Raw genomic sequence first — 410 nt, 5'->3', positions numbered from 1 at the left:
ATACATTTTTTGCAATTACTAGTTTGATAGTTATAGCGCTACCAAATACCGCTTAGCCTTTATGAAAGTTGGTATAAAAGCTAAGCGAATTCGTAATTACTGCATTAACTCTACTCTGTACCAAGCTCAAGCAAGCTCGCGTTACCACCGATTGCTGTGGTATTGATAGTCTTGACTCGCTCAGTGACAAAACGATGTAGGTAGTCAGGCGTTAGCATTTCTGACAAGCCTTCCATATCAGTGACACTGATAACCTGTGTCAAAATACCGTCAGTATTAGCAAGCTCTTGACTGATGGCTTGCACTTCGCTGCGGCTACCAGAGACAGCCACTTGTGCTAGACGATCGATATATAAAAGCGTGACTGTTTGCGAATCGTTAGCCACACTCAATACATCTTCGCTGATACC

At 42.7% G+C, this 410-nt stretch carries 1 pseudogene; it reads right to left on the bottom strand.

Annotated elements, in window-relative coordinates:
- Nucleotides 1-110: 110 nt before the first annotated feature.
- Nucleotides 111-410 (bottom strand): annotated as a pseudogene (locus R2R70_RS19060) (1-pyrroline-5-carboxylate dehydrogenase); the annotation flags it as partial.

The sequence above is a fragment of the Cobetia sp. SIMBA_158 genome (assembly GCF_046566945.1).
GTDB classification, from domain to species: Bacteria; Pseudomonadota; Gammaproteobacteria; order Pseudomonadales; family Halomonadaceae; genus Cobetia; species Cobetia amphilecti.
This window is presented reverse-complemented; position numbering and strand designations above follow the sequence as displayed.